The following is a 15535-nucleotide window of genomic DNA, read 5'->3' on the forward strand; positions in this document are numbered from 1 at the left end:
TTAGATGAATAGTAAAAGAAGCTCAGAATTTCTTTTGGAATCTGAGCTTCTTTTATGTCTGGTGAGCATATCTAGTATTCACATTTCGATAACGCAGTTTCGTCCTTTGTCTTTTGCTTTGTAGAGGGCGCGATCTGCTTTCTTCATCACGTCCATTGGATCTTCGTGCTTTTCAGTCCGTTCAGACACACCAATAGATACGGTGACTTTGACCTTTTTATTTCCAGTGTTTTTTTGTGGCTTTTTCTTTGATTTTGTTGGCTTCTTCGTGGGGCGATCTGATCCTCTGATAACAAAGACAGTTCCTTGAATACGTTCGCGGACTTCTTCCAGATAGTCGAAAGCCTCATCAACTGATTTCCCGGGGAAAAGTAAGGTAAACTCTTCACCGCCATACCGATAGGCGCGGCATCCGCCACCAGTCTGATTGAGACGGGAAGAGACCATTCTAAGGACCTGATCACCGACATCATGCCCGTAGGTATCATTGAATTTTTTAAAGAAGTCGATGTCTACCATTGCCAGCGTATAACGACGCCCCAGTTTTTTCATGTCGGCAAGAAGTGCCCTGCGTGCTGGAATACGGGTCAACTCGTCCAGAAAGGCCATGCGGTGGGATTCCTGGAAAAGGCTAAGAATGAGCAGAAGAGTCGCGAGCGTTATGAATATGGGGGTGGCGGGTAAATCCCCGTACCTCAGGGCGGCCCCAAAAAGAGCGATGAGCCCGCCGAGGTATCCGGCGTCCATTGGTCTGTGTTTGATGATCAGACGAACGGTTAAAATAAGTGCTGCAAGACTGAATGCGCCAAAGGAGAGGGCAGGCAAAGGCATCCAGTCCCCCCAGCTGGGACGCCATTGCATCGCATAGTTTAAATCAATCCAGAGATTGGAGAAAATGCCCAGATCGTTAGCGGGATAGCCAAGGGTGGCGATCATGCCGCTCGCGACGACCAATAAGAGCCCCTTGGTAAAGCCCGAAGGTGTTAAGAGGCCGCGTTCTTCACTGATTGCCAGCCCCATCCACGCTAATGGGATGAAAATAAATGCAGCAGAGGATTGAGTTTCTGACATATCACTACTGAAATAGGCAAGGGCAACAGCAATAGCGAAACAAAAGACGGGGTTGGACTTTCTGAACCAAAGACAAAGCCCTGCACCTAAAACCGACAGGGTCGTTGGCGCAATGCCGAGTAACAGACCAATCGGTGCCGGATAGCTCTGTGGATAAGCCACGAGATAAATGGCCCCTGTGACAAGCAGAATTGGTGGCAGATATAGTTTTAAATAGTCCGAAATCACGGGCAAGGATGCTTTTCGAAAAAGAAAGACGTACGAACAGGCATTAACGCAAGGCGGTACTCTAGGAAAATAAAAATGACTTTTTGTGTGAATTTTCCTTTCTTATTCGCCCTGTGAAAGCGCTTGTTTTGAGATGCGTTCCATTATGTCTTCAATTTCAGGACTGCTTGGTTTTTCTTCTTCATCAGCGTTTTCATCAAGGAAACTGTCAATATCTGTGTCTTCACTCAAGGGAATTTCATCAGCACTAATTACTTCTTCTTCGGTTATTCCAGCTTCTTCCATTGTCCCTGATTCTTCGGGCATTTTTGTTTCTGCTGACATTTCATCTTCGACATTTTCTTCTGATGAAGCCTCTTCTACAGTCTCATTCTGAGGTGCATCCTGAGACAAAATTTGATCTTCGAGAGGATCTTCCAATCCTTCTAAGGGACTATCGATATCTTCTGCCGAAGTTGCCTCGGGCATAGCTTCTTCAGGGTCATTTTCTTCTGTGTCATTTTCTTCTGTGTCATTTTCCTCTGTGGGCAACACTTCTTCGAGATTATCTGCGATTTCGGCGATAATGTCGTCTTCAGAAGCATCAGCAATTTCTGTTTCGATGTCATCCTCTGATACTGCTTCCGAAGCTTCTTCTGCGATTTCGGTTTCTGAAGTATTTTCAGGGGAAACATCCTGAGAGATTTCTTCTGGTGCGGATTCTAATGATTCCGATTCCAGAGAATCGGGGTCGCTTTCAGATTCGGTGCTAGGCTCCATTGAAATGTCGGCAACTTCATCGTCAAGGTCGTCGCTCGAATCGTCCATAGAAGGGTCATCTTCATCCACTGCTATCGTATTGTCGCTGTCAGCAGATTCCAGATCCGTCACGAGTTCTTCAATCTCGTCGATATCGCTGCCTTGTTCGTTTTCTGGGGCTTCAGAACTGTCGAGCTCTGGTGTGACTTCTTCGGGGATAGAGGTTTCTTCTTCTTCAGCAATCTCGTCTTCAGGTGCTGGAAGGGATAGGTCTGCGTCTGCGGATTTGTTTTCTATTTCAACAGGTTCACTTGTCATTGCTGAGATGCGTGCATCCATATCCTGTAGTGTATTTGTCGTATCGCCCTTTTCTATAGACTGCAAAAGAGAGAACAGCATCGTGCGAAGTTGTTCGTTTTCGTATTCCAGTTTTCCGATGGTCTGATCCTTCTGCTCGGTAATGTTGAGCAGGGCAATCAAGCGTTGGCTGTAGCCTTTTTGTTGATCAGCGATGAGACCAAAATGTTCTTCAGCTGCTTCTACCCGGGTACGAAGTTCTTCTAAATCAGACATGCCTGAATCCTATTTCAAAAGTATTTGAATAAAGTATTTGATGAAAAAGGTTTTAAAATCCCTAATTCTCAATATTAATAAGCGCCATTAACCAATTGCTGGGCACAAATGGAGATCGGAATGGAACAAAATTACGCTGGTGATGTCTCGGCAGAGCAAGCTTGGGAAGTCTTGGAACAAGATCCCGATGCCGTTTTGCTTGATGTACGGACTATCCCAGAGTTCCAATTCGTAGGTGTGCCTGATTTGTCTGCTTTGGGAAAAGATACGCAACTCTTGCCTTGGCAGGTTTATCCGCAGATGCAGGTTAATCCTGACTTTGTGGCCACTATAAAGCAGTTGGGTCTTAGGGAAGATCAATCCCTTTATATTTTATGTCGCTCAGGTGTGCGTTCTGTTTCAGCCGCAATTGCCTTAACAGCGCAGGGATATAATAAGTGCTTTAATATTTTGCATGGTTTCGAAGGACCAGCAGATGAACGCGGACATCGGGGAAAAATTGCTGGCTGGAAAGCTGCTGGTATCCCTTGGAAGCAAAACTAACCTGGAATCAACATGTAATGCCCTAGGGGATGGTTTCCACAGGGCCTGAATAGAGTAAATGGAATAGAAAGATGACGGACAGCAATTCAAATGCTTCAGCACGTAAGCTTCGCCCCCAGACTGAACTGGTGCGCGGTGGGCTCATGCGCAGTGGTTTTGATGAGACAAGTGAAGCGCTGTATCTGAATTCTGGCTATGTCTACAGTTCTGCGGAAGAAGCAGAAGAAGCCTTTAATGGTGATCGTGAGCGCTACGTCTATTCCCGCTACGCAAATCCGACTCTTTCCATGTTTGAAGAGCGGATGCGGTTGTTGGAAGGCGCTGAAGTTTGCCGTGGAACGGCAAGCGGGATGGCGGCAGTTAACGCGGCGCTTCTTTCACAGGTTAAAGCTGGAGATCGTGTTGTCGGTGCCAAAGCTCTTTTCGGCTCTTGCCTGTTTATTCTGAACGAACTTCTGCCACGCTATGGTGTTGAGACAGAAGTTGTTGACGGAACGGACTTGAAAGCTTGGGAAGCAGCCCTCGCCAAAGGGGCTAAAGCTGTTTTGTTGGAAACACCTTCAAATCCCGCCTTGGATATCATTGATCTCAAAGCCGTTTGTGATATGGCCCATGCAGCGGGCGCATTGGTCATTGTTGATAATGTTTTTGCGACGCCTATGCTGCAAAAGCCGCTGGAATTTGGTGCGGACATTGTTGTCTATTCAACAACAAAACATATTGACGGACAGGGACGTTGTATGGGCGGTGCCATTCTTTGTTCCCAGGAATTTGATGCTGATCATCTCAAGGATTTTCTGCGTCATACCGGCCCGTCTATGAGCCCTTTTAACGCCTGGACAATGGTCAAGGGGCTTGAAACACTTGCCCTTCGCGTTGATCGGATGAGTGATAATGCTTTGGCGCTGGCAAGCCATATTGAAGAGTTGCCGGGTCTTAAGAAGGTGATTTATCCCGGATTGAAATCGCATCCGCAATACGATCTTGCCATGGCACAGATGTCTGGCAAGGGAAGTACGCTGATCGGTCTGGAGCTAGAGGGAGGCAAAGAAGCTGCTTTTAAAGTTCTGAACCGCCTTCGTGTAGCGGATATTTCAAACAATCTAGGGGATTCCAAGACCTTGATTACCCACCCTTCCTCGACAACGCATCAGCGTTTGAGTGAAGAAGAACGTCTGGCAGTTGGCATTACACAGGGCTTTCTACGAATTTCGGTCGGTCTTGAAGATGCCGATGATCTGAAAGAAGATCTGGAACAGGCAATTCGCGGATAATGTAAGAGTTGTTCCTGAGAATAAGTCATAAAAGGTCACCTGTTCAGGTGGCTTTTTACTTTTCAAAATGTGTTTTCAAAAGTGTCGATGTTGTTATTTGAGCGACTTCGGGGTAACCGGATATTTCTTCTCTGATTTCATTTGCTCGCTGCAGGCTATCTGTTGATAGCTCAATAATCATGTCGATATCTCCGCCGAGAGAATGGCAAGCTGTAATCTCGTAAATTTCTTCCAGCCGCGGTGCAATGACTTCACATGAGGGTTGATGGGTCTTAACAAGTAGGAAGAACGTCAAAGGCGTTTTTCTTTGCACCTTCTTTAAGGTGTAACCCTCGATGTCACCATCCCTTTCCAAACGCTTGATGCGTTCTATCAATGCGGTACGGGATAGTTCGACACCTGCAGCCAGCTCTTTGATTGACGCACGCGCATTGTTGCGTAGCAGGGCTAAGAGTTTTAGGTCTTTGTGATCAAGAGATCGGGTCATATTTCTAAAAATGGTATAGTTAAAATAACAGGCTTAACTGTACATCATGCCTATATCATCGCTTTGGACAAGCCCTTACCATCAAAGGAGAATTAACTATTGAGTGATGAGGTGCAAAGTGAAGTTTATAGAAACAGCCAAGTTTATCGGGAATGCAGCTTGGGATGCAATGGACATTGCACAGATCGAAGGGGCAACCGTCCGACTGCATTGGACTGACAAGCCTTATAAGTGGCATCAGAACGACGGAGATGAGGTTTTTGTTGTTTTGGATGGCAAGGTCAGAATGTTTTACAAAGAAGCAGGGCAAGAACTGGAACAGTTGATCGAAGCCGGAAATATATTCTATGCCGGAGACGGGGACGAACACGTTGCTCATCCCGTTGGTGCTGCAAGAGTTCTGGTGATCGAAAAGAAAGGATCAGTCTAAGCTGAGTTTCATACCTTCGTGGCTCGCCTCGAAACCGAGTTTTCCGTAAAATTTGAGGGCATCAGGGCGGGCTTTGTCTGTTGTTAACTGGACAAGTTCACAACCACGGTTACGGCACTCTGCAATGGCCCATTCAAACATTTGGCTGCCAAGGCCAGAGCCACGATGACTGGAGGCTATACGAACACTTTCAATCTGTCCCCGCCACATACCAAGGCGAGAGAGGCCGGGAATGAAAGTCAGCTGAAGACATCCGATAATCTCTTCTGCCTGTTCAACAACGGCAAGGTACTGGTTCGGGTCTTTATCAATAGCTTCGAATGCCGTCCTGTATTTTTGATTTACAGGCAATGAAGCATCTTCGCGCTTCGCACCGAGATCATCATCTGCCAGCATGGAAATGATTGTGGGGAGATCTGATGCTTGTGCGTGTCTGAAAGTAATATCTGTCATGACCACAGGATAGGAGTGATCACATTTCTCTGCAATGCGTTAATCCTAAAGTGCTAATAATCTAGCAAGAATAGGGGAGGTTACTGATATCCTAGCGTCGTCTCAACTTCTCTCAGACAGGCATCAATGATGTCCATGGCGTTTTCCATCTCTTGATGATTAGTGATCAAAGAAGGGGTGAAGGTCAGAACATTGCCCATGGTGGTCTTGAAACTCAGTCCCTTGTCCAGAGCTTGGTATAGGACCATATCGGCGGCATCATTGGCTGGTTCTCGCGTATTTTTGTCTGTAACCAGTTCTGCGCCGAATAAGCACCCCCGTCCTCTAACATCGCCGATTAGGGGATGGCGTTTTTGCATTTCCTGCAGACGTTCAAGTGCATAAGCGCCGACCTTTGCGGCGTTTTCGACCAAGCCTTCATCTTCGATAATTTGTAATGTTGTGAGCGCAGCCCGGGTCGTTACGGGATTCTTTTCATGCGTGTAGTGGCCATAGGCATAGCGATCCGCGATATCCAGTTCTGGGCGGCAGATAGTTGCCGCGATGGGAAGAATGCCACCGCCAAGGCTTTTTCCGACAACCAGAATATCAGGAATAACATCATCGTATTCGCAGGAGAACATTTTACCGGTTTTACCCAATCCTGTTGGGATTTCATCAAAAATCAGAAGAGCACCAAAGTCATTACAGGCTTTGCGAACTTTTTTCCAAAATCCGGGTGGGGCTATATAGGGTACTGCACGGGTTGGTTCAGCAATGACAGCGGCAACATCGCCTTCCTTTTCCAGGACATAGCGAATGGTATTGGCGCAGAGTTCGGCGGAGCCTTCTTTGACCCCCCAAGCGTTACGATAATCACCGAACGGGGGGACGTGCTCTGTTCCGGGTAACAGAGGGCCGATGGGGCCAGAACGAAACATTTCTTCGCCGCCAATTGAACGTGCACCAAAACCAGCCCCGTGGAATGAATCCCAGAAAGAAATTGTTTTGAAGCGTCCTGTTTTGGCCCGGGCATAGGCAAGGGCAATTTCAATGGCATCTGATCCCCCGGTTGCGAATAGAACTTTGTTTAAGTCACCGGGTGCAAGGCTTGTTAGTTTTTCAGCAAGTTCGACTGCGGGATCACAGGTAAAGCGTCGCGGTGCAAAGGGAAGATCATCCAGTTGTTGTTTAATCGCTTTTTTCAAACGGGGGTGCCCATAACCAATGTGGTGCACATTGTTACCGTGAAAATCCATAAATCGATGTCCACGATTGTCTTCGATCCAGATACCTTCAGCTTTTTTGATGACAGAAAGGCAAGGGGTGGAAACGGATTGATGAAGAAAAACCTCCTCATCTCTGCGAAGTAATTCCTTTGCGTCTTTATCGATATTTTTGTCATGCCACACTTTACGCCGTGGGGAATGATTAACGTCACCTTCTGCCCCTTGGGGTGTTTTCGTAGGGGATGGGATATGACTGTTCATAGGACTAAGGCCTTCGCAGGTTTTATTGATTAGTTCTGAACTATGAAATATATAAAGATATAAATCTAATTGGATATTTTTATTATAGATATAATAAAAATTTATGGATATGCGATGAATTTATCTCAGTTAAGAGCCTTTAACGTTGTTGCGCGTGAAGGAAGTTTGACGAGAGCGGCGGAATATCTGTCCATAAGTCAGCCAGCTGTAACCGCACATGTCAGAGCATTGGAGGAGAGATACGAACTTAGTCTTTTCCGACGAAACAGCCGTGGTGTTACCTTGACCGAAGTTGGTGAGGAGCTCTTAAAAATTTCGGTTCAAATCTTTGCACTTGAAAATGAGGCAGCAGAGCTTTTGAGTGCGACAAAGGAATTGCGAAGCGGAACGTGTCGAATAGCTGCGGGAAGTCCGTATTTCATTGTTCCTATTATTGCTGCCTTTCAAGAGAAGTATCCGAAAATACACATCGGCTTGAATATCGGAAATTCGCAAAAAGTAACCGCGGATCTCTTGGCAGAGAAAGTTGATATTGCCTTACAAACCGAATGGGAAGAAAACCCACTGGTTGAAGCAATTCCTTTCTATAGGCATCGCGTGGTTGTCTTCTGTTGTCATACACATCCTTGGGCGCAATCGAACAAGAAACACATCAGGCTTTCCGAGTTAAGTGCGGAAAAAATGATTTGGCGCGAGCCTCAATCAATAACACGTCAGGTTTTTGAAAAAGCCTGTCAGGAAAAGTCGCTCGATATTAAGCCGATTATGGAAATTGCAAGCCGCGAAAGCCTGTTTGAAGCAGTTGCCGCCGGTTTAGGTGTAGGGATTGTATCTTCACACGAACTGCCACGAGATCAGCGTGTTCACACGTTAAATATCACAGGTGCTGATCTGAAAACCACAGAGTATCTTTTAACACTCAAGCGTAGGAGAGAGCTCAGAATTGTGAAAGCTTTTCATGGTGTTGCTGAGCAATTTCAGAGTGTTTTGTGAATAGTTAAAAGATAATTCTTAGGTACGTAGATTTATCTCCATGTGAAGCTATAGGACTGATGGTGCAAAGGAGATGACTTTCAGTGATGTTGTTATTCCGTGTGTTAGCGTATATAGGAATATCTTTGTCGCCTACTAATTGAATTTAGGCTTTGTTCTGTAGAGAAAATTTCTATGAAGTTTTATATTTTAATTGTCTTCACACTTATTATGTCTTCGGGTCAGATGCTTTTTAAAAAAGCATCTCTGGATATTGACTGGGATCAAGGTATCTACGGTTTGATAAACCCATGGTTAATAACTGCGATTATTCTTTATGGAGCGGCAACACTACTCTGGGTATGGATTTTGCGGAGCGTCCCATTAAGTTTTGCATATTCTTTTTCTGCCTTAGCTTTTGTCATAGTCCCTATTGCAGCTTCTTTTCTCTTCAAGGAAAATATTGGCTGGCAAAACATTGTTGGCACAATTTTTATTGTTATGGGAATTTCTATTATTTCTCTGAAAGAGATCTAGGGCTGCAATATTATGACAGAAGCTTCAAATAAAAGTTCTATTGCTGTTGTCATCCCCTGTTATCAGGTTAGAGATCATATAGAAGGGGTCCTCGACGCAATTCCTAATTATGTCGATGGTATTTTTTGCATTGATGATGCATGTCCAGACAAATCAGGGGATTTCATAGAGAAAACTTCTATAGATAATAGAGTAACTGTTCTCAGACATAGTTGTAATAAGGGAGTTGGAGGGGCAATGATTACCGGGTTCGATGCTGCATCGAAGGCGGGATATGATATTGCGGTGAAGATAGATGGCGATGGACAGATGGACCCGGACCTCATTTGTAAGTTTGTTGCCCCCATCGTTTCAGGTGATGCGGACTATACAAAAGGAAATCGTTTTTGGGATAGCCGAAGTGTCGCTGAAATGCCTAAGGTTCGTTTGTTTGGTAATGCTGTTCTTGGGTTTATGAGTAAATTTTCATCGGGCTATTGGCGAGTTATGGATCCTACGAATGGGTTTTTAGCCATTCACCTATCTGTTTTTGACCTCTTGGATACTTCCAAAATTGCTTCTAATTACTTTTTTGAAAGTGATATGCTTTTTCGATTGAATCTTGTGCGTGCTGTTGTTCTAGATATTCCTATGCAGGCCAAGTATGGGGATGAAGTTTCTAATTTGAAGATCCATAAAATTTTGTTCCCGTTTCTGTTGGGACATGGGAAGAATTCTTTTAAACGATTTATCTATAACTATTTTTTACGCGATTTTAGTCTTGCGTCCTTGGAGTTTGTTCTCGGGCCAATATTGATTACTTTTGGTTCTGTCTTTGGGGCTTGGCATTGGTATTTGTCTGTCGTTGAAGAGCTGGCAGCAACATCAGGACAGGTCATGCTTGCGGCATTGCCAATGATTGTCGGTTTACAATTAATTCTGTCAGCACTTAATTTTGATATTAATAACGAGCCAAGAGTTCCAGTTCATCGTTTTATTAAGTGAAGTGCTAAAGGCCTTAACCCTTACATCTAATTAATTATGGTAAAGTTTTTAATGTTTTCCTTGTCTCAGAAAACCAATCTATATCTCCTTCCTTTGTGCTTTTGTATATTGACACTTTTTATTCAAGCATGGCTCGTTGGTTATCAAGAGCCTGTTTTTGATGCTTTGAGTTATGCAGATCGCGCAACAAGCTTTTCTTTTGTTCCTGCAAACGAAACTCAAGGATCTGGAATTATTTTTGCCCCACTTTATCCTTGGTTTCTTAACTTCATGATGTCAATTGACTCTGGTGTTGAACTAGCAATGCTTTGTTATGTCGAGCGCAAGGGAGGGTGTGACGTCACCGGGTTAACTTCTGTCTATGCTGTACAGACGATATTGATCGCTCTGGTCGTATATTTTTGCTACTTAGCCTGTTATTTTTTCACAAAACGTTTCTGGTTGTCTTTGTCAGCGATGATGTTGGTTCTTTTTGCAGGGCGCATGTCAGAGTACACAACCTGGTTAATTACTGAAGCGTGGGCTTTTTTTGGGTTTGTAAGTTTTGCCGTATGTTTGGCCTATGCCCTTAAAGTAAAAGATAATCTAAGTGTTTTTTTGTTGATGGGAATCGGGCTTTCCATTGCTGTTTTGACCCGCCCGTCATACTTGTATCTGTTGTATTTTCTTATTCTGGGCATTCCTCTCTATTGGCTGGTCATTAAGAAAGAAGGGCTAAAAGAGGCTTTGTTTAAAACAAGTGCTTTTTTGTTGCCTTTTATCTTGTTTGTGATCCCCTGGATGTTCCGTAACTACTCCTATCACGGTGTGTTTGGGGTTAGCGCAGGCTATGGTCCTTATATTCTTTCAGAGAGGGTGGCATACAACATGATGAGTTGGACAGAATATGCTGTCAGCTTTATATACTGGTTGCCAGATTTTGGGGATTCACTGAGTAAGATTTTATTCCCCGTAGAACTTTATCAGAAACTGGATTTTGGGCACCCCGAAGGCTATTACAGGTATGGCAACTCGATTATGAGAGCTGTGATTTATGAGCAAGCTACGACCGAGAAAGAACGTATCAGCCTTTTGCTTAACGGCTATATTTTACCGGATATTGTGAAACATATCATGGTGACTTTGTCATTGTCTTTACGCGGGATGTGGGTAGCAAAGTATTTCGGGTTGATCGGCGTGCTTGCATTGATCCCCGGGTTTATACAGTTGAGAAAAATGGTTGGAACTGCGCCTGTCTTGTTCTTTGCATTCCCGTTTTTCTTTATGGTCGGATTTAACGCATTCGTTTCAGTCAGTATACCTCGGTATAATGTTCCATTAGTGATGATCTATGCTATTGCGATTGTTTTGACTGCGTGCTCAATCTGGAAGCTAGTGCAGCCTTTGCTAGCTCGCCAGGGATCTAACAAAAGCTAAGGTCTGTAGTTAGCAAAGTTCTTCAAAGCGTTTCAAAAAACTCTCTTTCGCTTCTTGCGGAGATATGCCTGTTATGCGGATATTTGGCATTGCCCGAGGTTTACCAAATATTTTACTGGCTTCCTTGTCGTTAAACCCGGCCAGTTGCGTAGCTTCGAGGTAGGCTGCCATGCGATCTGCACGTTTGATAAGTTTGTTGACTGTGTCGGGTAAATTGGCAGGTAGGCCAAAGCGAACATGTATAGCCTGCATTAATCTGTTTTCCAGGTCTTTGTAGCCAGTTCCAATAGCGTATTTAAAGGGGGTAATCAGGTCACCGATGACATATTCCGGGGCATCGTGGAGCAAGGCGGCTAAGCGAACCTCGAGTTTTGTATCTGGTTTCAGTAGGCCAACAATTTCTTCCACCAGCAGTGAATGTTCTGCAATGGTGTAACCCCATTCGCCAGTAGTTTGCCCATTCCAACGTACTTCGCGTGAAAGGCCGAGCGCGATATCTTCGATTTCGATGTCCAGGGGGGAGGGATCAAGAAGATCCAGTCTTCGACCGCTTAGCATGCGTTGCCATGCGCGAGGGGCGAGTGCAGGTTTCTCTTGTTGGGGCGTGTTCATAAATCAGGTCTGTTTCTCGTTGTGAGCCACAGACCTGATTGTGCAAATCGTCTGCAGCGGGTTAGCGTCTGCGGGCCATTGTTGGGATGACGAGGCGTTCAATCCAGTTCTTAACCTCGGCTTGGCGAATGTCGGCGTTCATGATGTCATGATCAATGCCAAGCAACCACCACAGATCTTTTCTGCTTGGATCTTGATGAAGTGTTTCTAGCATGTCCACAAATTTCTGAGCATCTTCAAGATTTGTAAAGAAGCCTTTGTCGACAAGTTTTTGTTTGCGGCAATAACAGAGTCTTGCCATTTCATGGAGATCATATTCCGGGTGATATTGTACGGACCAGAATACGCCGCCCTTGTGGGTTACAGAAACGGCCTGAACAGATGTCCAGTCGTTAGAAGCCAGCACTTGACCATTGGGCGGGAGATGGGTGATCTCATCGTCGTGACTGATAAAGGCATCAAAGACTGATTTTTTACCTTCGAAGAGAGGATGTGCCCGCCCTTCGGGTGTTAGAGAAATTTTGCGCGCAAAACCCATTTCTCTGTCTTTGGGGTTAACTGCGCAGGCACCACCGGCAGCAACCACAGAAATTTGTGCAGCCCAACAGCTCCCAAAACTTGGCACCTGTGCCTCATAGGCAGCTTTAGCAAACTCAATTTGTGGAATAACTTTGGGGTCATCAGAGTGAACAGTCAGGCTTGATCCTGTCCAGGCGATGCCGTCGTATTGTTCCAGATTAGTACCACTGGGAAGACTAGCCCCAGGGTCAGCCGGATAGACAATATCGCACTTGGCTTCGGGGCTTTGTGTTTGCAGCATTCTGACGTAAAGATCACCTGCTGTAGAAGCGCCACCTTCTTTCAGGCCGTCACGTCCTTCTTTGGCATAGCCATCAACAACGAGAAAACGTGGGTTTTGAGACATATCGTCTTTCTCCGGTTTGGATATCGGTGTTATTTACTGGTATCTGCGAGAGCATCAATTGCCGAAGGCAAATCTGCGTAACTGTTGACAATAGCATCCGCGGTTGTGTGATCTTTGTCAGCATCGCGGGTTGCTGTGAAAAGTATGGCTTTCATACCTAATGCATGCGGGCCTTTGATGTCATTGTGATCCCGATCCCCAATATGCAACATCTCTTCAACTTGAACGTTAAGCTGTTCTGCGGCTGCATCAAACATGCTGCGGTGAGGTTTTGAATGACCTACTTCATCAGAAAAGGCAAAGCCGCTGAAATACTGTTTCAAATCATAATCTTCAAGAATTTGGCGAAGGCCTGTACCTGGTGTCACAATGGCATCTGAAACAATGCAAAGTTTATAGCGGCTCGAAAGATCTGCGAGGGCTGCTTTGACGCCTTCGATTGCGTTAGGTGGGATATTAACTTCCATGTCGCCAGTCTCTTTGACAACGCGATCGAAAAGGTGTTTTGGAAGGCTGCGATCCAGACCGTTAAGGATGGCACGAATGCGCTGCTCAACAGTCCAATTTATGAAGAGTTCTTTCCAGACAATATTAAAAGAGGCATCGGCAACATCATAGGCCAGTGTAACTGTTTCCATATCAATGGGAGCAACTTCGTTCAGTGCAGTCCATACGATATGACGACGTTCTTCCTTTTTGCTTCTCAGGCCTTGGGCAGCACGTTTGGGTTCGTCTGAATCGTCATCGACAATTGTGTCCCATAGGTCAAAGGTGATGGCCTTGATCATTGTGGGCTTCCTCTTTCAATTTAAGTGCGTGGTTGAGAACGCGTCGTTAGTAAGGTGTTTGTGTCATTTGTGACTTATGAGACAGATCATAAAAGGGAATATTATTTTGAACAAGTTAAAAGTGGGATTATATTGGGTATTTGTATTTTTGTGTGGTTTATTATGTGTTTTGTGGGCAAATTTAAGGAATTGGACTGTGTAAAAAATGAAATTTGTGGTGCTTAGTGGTCTGGTTTTGTCGATTAAGGGATGCTTTGATGCACATATTACCTGAATTGCTTGAATGTTGAGATATGTAGCATCCCTGCCTTCTTTTGAGTGTGGGGGGGATATCTACCGTTTGATGTTTGTGCGATAACTGTTAAAAGGCCGATACTTTAAAGACTTTGGTTTGTGGTTGTTGCTCTGTGCGTTGAGGCTGGTCATGTCATGTCTCTTGGTTGCGGATAAATATTAGGTAGTTGATGGAAAAGAAGGCGATGGACAGAAAAGTTTGCGTTGCGCCTATGCTGGATTGGACGGATCGGCACGAGCGCTCTTTTTTGCGGATGATTTCACAACATACAGTGCTTTATACAGAGATGGTGACGACCGGTGCTTTGCTACATGGAAAAGATCCTGAACGGTTTTTGACGTTTGATCAAAAAGAGCATCCAATTGCATTGCAACTCGGCGGAAGCGACCCTGAGGCGATCAAGGTTTGTGCTGCTAAAGCTGCCGATTTTGGATACGATGAAGTTAATCTTAATGTCGGATGCCCGAGTGACCGCGTCCAGAAAGGACGGTTTGGGGCATGTTTGATGGCTGAACCTGATTTGGTTGCAGAATGTGTTGCTGCAATGGCTCAATCTGGATTGCCAGCGACAGTCAAGACACGTATCGGAATTGATGAGCAAGACTCATACGAGTTTTTGCATGAGCTTGTGACAAAGGTGAAAAACGCAGGGTGCCAAACGCTGATTGTTCATGCCCGTAAAGCCTGGCTAGAGGGGCTAAGCCCGAAGCAAAACAGAGAAATTCCTCCTTTGAAATATGATGTGGTGTACCGGGTCAAAGAGGATTTTCCCGGCTTGGAAATTATACTTAATGGTGGTGTGCAAACGCTTGAGCAGGTTGAAGACCACCTCACTAAAGTAGATGGGGTGATGATTGGCCGGGAAGCATACCAAAACCCGTATATCTTGGCAGAGGTTGATCAGAGGTTTTATGGTGAAGCCAAGATCAAAGATCGTAGTGAAATTGTTGATCAGCTTTGTGAGTATGCTGCTGAAAAAGTTGCTGAGGGCGTACCTGTAAAATCAATAACGCGTCATGTTCTTGGGCTTTTTAACGGATTGCCCGGTGCGCGTGCCTGGCGAAGAAGTCTGAGCCAAAATGCGTTTAAGCCCGGCTCTGATGAAAGTGTTATCCGGCGGGCATACGAAGATTTTTTGGTTGCAGGACAAACCCGTGACGTTGCTTAAGGTAGTTTTCAGGCGACTACTAGGCTAGAGTAATGTTCTGAAAACACATTTAAAGGGGGTTTTTCCATGGTTAAGTATTTTGTTTTGGGATGTTTGGTATTGGGGATGAATATCTCTACAGCGATGTCCAGTCCGGTTGATTGCTCTGGTCCTGTTGAGCAAAGTCCTCTTGTTAAAAAAGTCATTTATTTCGAGGTTGGACAATCCAGTCTTTCGAAAAAAGCACAAAAGAAAATCGATGACCTGTTTGATGTTGTTGATGGTCACCCTTCGCTTAAAATCTGTGCCATTGGTCAGGCTGATAAACAGGGGGACCCCGAGGCAAATAAAAAGCTCTCTCTAAAACGGGCTCAAAGTGCCAAGGATTATCTTATTAAAAAAGGCATTGCCAAAAAGAGAATTGAGACCGTTTTCCGGGGCGAAGCCTATGGAAGCTTTTCTCTTTGGGGAACGGGAGAGAAGGCAGATGAAGACCGTCGGGTAGAAGTCATTGCCTATAAAGAATAAGGCGCCAGCTTTTGTTTGAATGGCTAGTCTTTTGGAAGTGGCTGTATTCGAGAAGAGATTTTAGT

General features: G+C 45.0%; 17 protein-coding genes. 9 read left to right on the forward strand and 8 right to left on the reverse strand.

The window, feature by feature from the left end; all coding sequences use genetic code 11:
- Positions 1–78: 78 nt before the first annotated feature.
- Entirely contained in the window at positions 79–1233 is a 1155-nt protein-coding gene (locus tag BKB51_RS11000) for a GGDEF domain-containing protein (RefSeq protein ID WP_085901139.1), read from the reverse strand.
- Positions 1234–1401: 168 nt separating this feature from the next.
- Positions 1402–2610 carry a hypothetical protein gene (locus BKB51_RS11005; protein ID WP_085901140.1) on the reverse strand — a complete coding sequence of 403 codons (1209 nt, stop codon included), beginning with the start codon at positions 2608–2610 and terminating at the stop codon, positions 1402–1404.
- A 120-nt stretch (positions 2611–2730) separates the two neighbouring features.
- Between BKB51_RS11005 and BKB51_RS11010 the strand changes: the two genes are divergently transcribed.
- Positions 2731–3153, forward strand: a complete 423-nt coding sequence (locus BKB51_RS11010; protein WP_085901141.1) for a rhodanese-like domain-containing protein — start codon at positions 2731–2733, stop codon at positions 3151–3153.
- Positions 3154–3224: 71 nt separating this feature from the next.
- Positions 3225–4427, forward strand: coding sequence for an O-succinylhomoserine sulfhydrylase (metZ, locus tag BKB51_RS11015; protein ID WP_085901142.1), 1203 nt, complete (start codon positions 3225–3227; stop codon positions 4425–4427).
- Positions 4428–4482: 55 nt separating this feature from the next.
- Here metZ and BKB51_RS11020 read toward each other — a convergent pair whose 3' ends face one another.
- Positions 4483–4914 carry an Lrp/AsnC family transcriptional regulator gene (locus tag BKB51_RS11020; protein ID WP_085901143.1) on the reverse strand — a complete coding sequence of 144 codons (432 nt, stop codon included), beginning with the start codon at positions 4912–4914 and terminating at the stop codon, positions 4483–4485.
- Between the two features lie 118 nt (positions 4915–5032).
- On the opposite strand from BKB51_RS11020, the gene BKB51_RS11025 reads away from it, so the two are divergent.
- On the forward strand, positions 5033–5344 hold the full coding sequence (locus tag BKB51_RS11025) for a hypothetical protein (RefSeq protein ID WP_198946707.1): 312 nt from the start codon (positions 5033–5035) through the stop codon (positions 5342–5344).
- Here the strand turns inward: BKB51_RS11025 and BKB51_RS11030 are convergent.
- Positions 5336–5797: a GNAT family N-acetyltransferase gene (locus tag BKB51_RS11030; RefSeq protein WP_085901145.1), complete on the reverse strand. Its 462-nt coding sequence runs from the start codon at positions 5795–5797 to the stop codon at positions 5336–5338. The two genes, BKB51_RS11025 and BKB51_RS11030, sit on opposite strands and share 9 nt — an antisense overlap.
- A gap of 80 nt (positions 5798–5877) precedes the next feature.
- Complete coding sequence (gene pbfA, locus BKB51_RS11035; protein WP_085901146.1) at positions 5878–7266, reverse strand: (R)-1-hydroxy-2-aminoethylphosphonate ammonia-lyase; 1389 nt, start codon at positions 7264–7266, stop codon at positions 5878–5880.
- A gap of 114 nt (positions 7267–7380) precedes the next feature.
- Here pbfA and BKB51_RS11040 point away from each other — a divergent pair, with 114 nt between their 5' ends.
- The 4 genes from BKB51_RS11040 to BKB51_RS11055 all read left to right on the forward strand — a co-directional run bounded on the left by BKB51_RS11040 (position 7381) and on the right by BKB51_RS11055 (position 11175).
- Positions 7381–8259 carry a LysR substrate-binding domain-containing protein gene (locus tag BKB51_RS11040; RefSeq protein WP_085901147.1) on the forward strand — a complete coding sequence of 293 codons (879 nt, stop codon included), beginning with the start codon at positions 7381–7383 and terminating at the stop codon, positions 8257–8259.
- A gap of 138 nt (positions 8260–8397) precedes the next feature.
- Positions 8398–8775 carry an EamA family transporter gene (locus tag BKB51_RS11045; protein WP_276327920.1) on the forward strand — a complete coding sequence of 126 codons (378 nt, stop codon included), beginning with the start codon at positions 8398–8400 and terminating at the stop codon, positions 8773–8775.
- A gap of 12 nt (positions 8776–8787) precedes the next feature.
- Positions 8788–9759, forward strand: a complete 972-nt coding sequence (locus tag BKB51_RS11050) for a glycosyltransferase family 2 protein (protein ID WP_085901149.1) — start codon at positions 8788–8790, stop codon at positions 9757–9759.
- A 108-nt stretch (positions 9760–9867) separates the two neighbouring features.
- Positions 9868–11175, forward strand: a complete 1308-nt coding sequence (locus BKB51_RS11055; protein WP_125911824.1) for a hypothetical protein — start codon at positions 9868–9870, stop codon at positions 11173–11175.
- Positions 11176–11184: 9 nt separating this feature from the next.
- Here BKB51_RS11055 and BKB51_RS11060 read toward each other — a convergent pair whose 3' ends face one another.
- From BKB51_RS11060 to BKB51_RS11070, 3 genes are all read right to left on the reverse strand, one after another.
- Positions 11185–11787, reverse strand: coding sequence for a YfbR-like 5'-deoxynucleotidase (locus BKB51_RS11060; RefSeq protein WP_085901151.1), 603 nt, complete (start codon positions 11785–11787; stop codon positions 11185–11187).
- A 61-nt stretch (positions 11788–11848) separates the two neighbouring features.
- Positions 11849–12712, reverse strand: coding sequence for a type 1 glutamine amidotransferase (locus BKB51_RS11065; protein ID WP_085901152.1), 864 nt, complete (start codon positions 12710–12712; stop codon positions 11849–11851).
- Between the two features lie 29 nt (positions 12713–12741).
- Positions 12742–13500, reverse strand: a complete 759-nt coding sequence (locus BKB51_RS11070; protein ID WP_085901153.1) for an HAD family hydrolase — start codon at positions 13498–13500, stop codon at positions 12742–12744.
- A gap of 479 nt (positions 13501–13979) precedes the next feature.
- On the opposite strand from BKB51_RS11070, the gene dusA reads away from it, so the two are divergent.
- Both dusA and BKB51_RS11080 read left to right on the forward strand, forming a co-directional pair.
- Positions 13980–14963, forward strand: coding sequence for a tRNA dihydrouridine(20/20a) synthase DusA (gene dusA, locus BKB51_RS11075; protein ID WP_198946708.1), 984 nt, complete (start codon positions 13980–13982; stop codon positions 14961–14963).
- A gap of 66 nt (positions 14964–15029) precedes the next feature.
- Positions 15030–15470: an OmpA family protein gene (locus tag BKB51_RS11080; RefSeq protein WP_085901155.1), complete on the forward strand. Its 441-nt coding sequence runs from the start codon at positions 15030–15032 to the stop codon at positions 15468–15470.
- The last annotated feature ends 65 nt before the right edge of the window (positions 15471–15535 follow it).

Origin of the sequence: Kiloniella majae (assembly GCF_002118315.1) — a bacterium.
GTDB classification, from domain to species: Bacteria; Pseudomonadota; Alphaproteobacteria; order Kiloniellales; family Kiloniellaceae; genus Kiloniella; species Kiloniella majae.